Raw genomic sequence first — 3,181 nt, 5'->3', positions numbered from 1 at the left:
CAAATTGCGGGTAGTCTTTGGCAATTTCGTCGTTATAAAGAATATCTACTTCACGATCAGCCAATTGATAGCTTGCCATATGGTCATTCTCATTGATTTTCTCGGTTGACCAGCCTAGACTTTTTAAAAGTGCATGAGCACTTTCCATGGTGAGACGATCATCAGTGTCATCCGCTTCATCCACTTCCTCTGCCACTTCAACAGCAATAGTTTTGGAAGCAACAGATGCTGTTTGCGGATCCAAACTCAAAATCGGTGCATTTTTCGGAAAACCTACTCGATAACCCCGTGCAAGAGTGAGGAGATTATCAATTCTATATTTTGAGATTTCTTCCACAAAACCTAAAGGATTTCCCTTTCTAAAATTCTCCTTATAAGATTTGAGCTTTTCAACATCCCCAATCAAAACAAGCGCAATAAGGTGACGCGCTACAAGATCAAGTTCACTGTCTGGGGGAAAAGCCGCATAATCATAGATGATTTGATTCACATTTTGCCGATCAGCCCATTCAAGAATATCCGCACTGATCTGTTTCAGCTTGCCTTCATCCAATTCAGTACTAGAAACTGTATAAACTTCTTCTGATTCTTTGATGGCTATATATTGAGGCATATTATAGAAAATCTCTCTATGAGCCGTAGAAAAACTAAGTGTTGAAAGGGAAGCCTTAAATGCAACAATCGGCTCTTCTTCATCACTTTGAAGGTTATACATTATATTGATGATACGGTCTTTACTTATAAAATAAGCATTGCGATTGTAGTTTGTATCACGATAAACTGTCCAACCCATTTCTTTTAATTGCTCTGCAACTTTATTGAAAGTAATCAAAACTTGTGGACTAAGATGTGCTTCTGCTGCCTCTCGCTCATTAAGGATTTTCAGATGTTCTTCAGCAAATTCAACGGCATGGTTAACATATTTTTCTACTTCATCATCATCCAAATGTTCAGAAATCGTACCAGCTTCTAAAAATTTTTTATAAGATTTCAGCACATCAATTTGACCTGTCAATGCTAAACAAGCTAAATGCCAGACTATGTCTATATCGTAACTATATTTTTTAACAAGTGTTTTACTTTCTATCGATGCTTGCAAGTCTTGGGTGCGTGCCCATTGTATTATCCGCTCAGAAATTTTGATAAGCTCTTGCTCATTCAATGTCTCTACACAAATATCAATTCCTTTACCAAAACCGCTAAAAATCCCTCCCCCAATCGTGTTAAAAGACTTATAAATATCCGTAGGTCGTATCCAATTATATTCTCCCCTATAGCGCATACAACGACAAGCTACAGAAATCTCTTCGTTAGAAATCTCAGCTTCAAGACGGACATTGTAATTATCGAGAAGACGTACAAAACCAAAATCAAACTGAATAAAACGATCAGGCAAAGAGAGCCACATCTTTCCAAGTTCCGTAGAAAACCACCCTTGCGTTTTGAGAATACGGCTTGCTGCAGTAAGGCTCATCGAGCGCTGTTTGGGCTTTTTGCGCGTTAGAATATCGTCTAACTCCCCATTCTTATAGGCTTGTGCAAATAAAATAAGGCGATCAATCCATTTTATGGTTGCGTAATCCGCAAATTCTGGAACATGTAATTGGGGTGCCGGTTTATCAGATCTTAAAGCATCAATATCACCAAGCAATGCTTTTGCAACAGCAGAATGATTGACGGCTTCTTCACGTAATTTTTGTTCAATATCCTGTGCTTGCGCCCAAGCAATTACTTTGTTTAAGGCGTCCTCGATATGACTTTCTGAAAGATTCTGTGCCGTAACTCCAAAATTTTCTTCTGCAGAAATCAACATATCGTCATATTTATAGCGCGACTGTTCACCTCTAGAATATTTCCCAGCAAGGCAATAAGCGGCGGTGGTAAGAGAAACTGATAGCCACAACTTTCCACCATCTTCTCCATAATCTACAACCTCATAGAGAATGCGTATTATACGATCAGAAAGATGATAATAAGCAAATGTATCTCCAACTTCATCGCGATGGGGCTCCCAACTATGTTTTTTTAAAATCTCAGTTACATCTTTGGTTTGCATAATACTTCACTTTTCTTCTAAATAACTTGGATATTTGTTGAGTTTATATTTGCGTGGTCCTTTTTCCCATTTCTTACTCAATTGTTTTTTAGGCCACTCTTTATTAAATACTTTTATTTGATCCTCAGTTGGTTTCTCCTTTTCTATAAATTTTTTGAGATTTTCTTGGTATTTATTAAACTTCTCTTTCTTTTGCTTAAGATACTCTTCAGCTTTAGAGCCACAAAATTTTATGCTTCCTGTTGTTTTACATATTTCTCTTAAACCTTTCTGCACTTCATTTAATTTGGCTTTACCAGTTTTTGTCTCACTAAATGCAGGTTCACCATCCTCAATATAAGTAATATCAGGACGTGTTCTTGCTTTAATTGTGCCTTTATCTGTCGTAATTTCAATTTCAATCGTTAATTCTCCCTCGCTTGGTGAAAATCCTTCCTCCTCTAATCTTTGTTTTTCCTCATCGCGTTTTTTGTCATGATATTTCCTACCTTTATTAAGCTTTTTACCCTTTCCATCATTATCATCATCATTATTGTTTTGTGGATTTTCATTGACCGTTTGAGAATCTTTATTTTTTTCTTCTTTTGAGCTTTGATTTGTTTTTTCGCTATCTTCTTCTGCATTTTTTGATGCAAACAAATAGCCAAGGAAATCCGTTATAGCCGTCCCATTGCTAGAGGATCCAACAACAGTTGCTCCGCCAGCCATAAAAAGAGACAGAGCGGCCAACTCTTCTGGTGTAAGCGACACAATGAATGCTGCTAATGCTGCTACCGCAGGAAGAAAATTATTCTCCGCAGCATTTCCTGCGGCATCGGCACCAGCATCAACATCGCCACCGGCAAGGGCAGCAGCAAAGCCCCCTGCAGCACGCGCTACATCAATGGTGTGGTCTCTAAAGTCAGCAAACTGCGCATCAATCTTTGCGTTTATACGCGCTTGTTCTTCTGCCGTTGGAATACGACCATCCAATGCTGCTATTTCTTTTTGTATTAAATTTTTAGACCACAATTGAAACTGGAGCATAGCAGTGGCTTCACCCACAGCCCCGCCGATAGCACCGGCAGAGCAAGCACCACTCGCAACAGCGCCTTTTAAACAGCCAAGACCGGCGTGGGCAACGAT

General features: G+C 38.9%; 2 protein-coding genes. Both read right to left on the bottom strand.

The annotated features are described in order from the left end of the window. A partial coding sequence (locus ABID23_RS07615) for a DUF6990 domain-containing protein (protein WP_354190858.1) occupies positions 1–2,056 on the bottom strand: 2,056 nt, incomplete at its 3' end. A gap of 6 nt (positions 2,057–2,062) precedes the next feature. Then, positions 2,063–3,181 (bottom strand): VENN motif pre-toxin domain-containing protein (locus ABID23_RS07610; RefSeq protein WP_354190856.1); only part of this gene is annotated, 1,119 nt, incomplete at its 5' end.

It is taken from the genome of Bartonella silvatica (genome assembly GCF_040545155.1).
GTDB lineage: Bacteria > Pseudomonadota > Alphaproteobacteria > Rhizobiales > Rhizobiaceae > Bartonella > Bartonella silvatica.
Note: the sequence above shows the minus strand (reverse complement) of the source record. Positions and strands in the feature narration are given on the sequence as shown.